2 protein-coding genes are annotated in these 1,085 nt (G+C 59.0%); both read right to left on the reverse strand.

From position 1 onward, the window contains the following. Positions 1-695 (reverse strand): type VI secretion system tip protein TssI/VgrG (tssI, locus tag E3W21_RS28800; protein ID WP_134423036.1); only part of this gene is annotated, 695 nt, incomplete at its 3' end. A gap of 132 nt (positions 696-827) precedes the next feature. Continuing rightward, positions 828-1,085: type VI secretion system tube protein TssD (tssD, locus tag E3W21_RS28805; protein WP_134423038.1), on the reverse strand; the 258-nt coding region annotated here is incomplete at its 5' end.

The raw sequence follows: 1,085 nt of genomic DNA on the forward strand, positions 1-1,085 counted from the left end.
TTTTCGAAGTCGTAGTCGCGGCGGGTGGTGCGGCTGGTGCGGGTTTCCAGGCGCAGGTCGAAGCGCTTGATCACCGGGTCGTTGGCAACCATGCCGGAGTCTTGCTGGTAGGCCACGGGCGCGAGTTTCGGGAACACCGTTTGGTCATCGCCGAATACCAGCTTGTGGGCCGTGGCGCTGTGCTGGAAGTGGTAGTGGATACCTTCTTCCTCGCACAGACGCTGGACGAACTGCAGGTCCGATTCATCGTACTGAACGCAGTAGATGCGCTCGGGATAAATCGCCCCGACTTTGAATTCGTAGGCATTGCTTTGGATGCCGTGCTCTTCGAGGACGCTGCCGATGATTTTCGGCACTGTGAGGTTCTGGAAGATGCGTTGGTTGATGCGGTGCGCCAGGTAAGACAGGTGCGGGCGCAGGGTCACCGCGTAGCGGGTCAGGCGTTTGCCGGAATCGCCTTGGGCGGCGCGGTAGATCTGGCCATGGATGCCGCTGCCGTCGGGCGAGAGCTGCAAAAAGGCCGGTTTGTGCAGCAGGGTCTCGAGGTCCAGGGACGGCTGTTCACTGACCAGCTCCACCTCAAACACAAAAGGCTGGCTGATGGCTTCCCGACCTTGCAGGGAAAGAACCTGGAAGTCGTTGGAAAGACCTTCGATGGTCAGGGCAAAGTGAGTTTGATTGGCCGGCGCGAACATCCCTTGTTCCTCGTGCAGTGCAGCGGCGCTCGCCGGCACCCGTGCAGGGAGCTTGCGGACGCGAAAATTCTGGAAAGGCGAAAACAACATCGACCAGCAGAGCTGGCCGATGCTTGAGACGGTCGGCCTGAGTTAGGCGACCGGCTGACGCCAGTCATCGGAACCCGAAGTGCCGGATACTTCGTGGGTCCAGGTGATTTTGCGGTAGGTGAACTGCACTTCTTCCAGGTGAGTGAAGTGCGAGTTCGACGGATCCTGGCAGTTGTGCATTTTGTTGTTGATGGCGACGATGATCGCGTCTTCCAGTTTGGTGGTGTAGTAGTGCTCTTGGGTACCTTGAGCCGAAGTGCGGTACCACTGGATAACGATTTCGCTCATGCGCTCGCCGGA

Source organism: Pseudomonas sp. F01002, assembly GCF_004402115.1.
Taxonomy (GTDB): domain Bacteria; phylum Pseudomonadota; class Gammaproteobacteria; order Pseudomonadales; family Pseudomonadaceae; genus Aquipseudomonas; species Aquipseudomonas frigoris.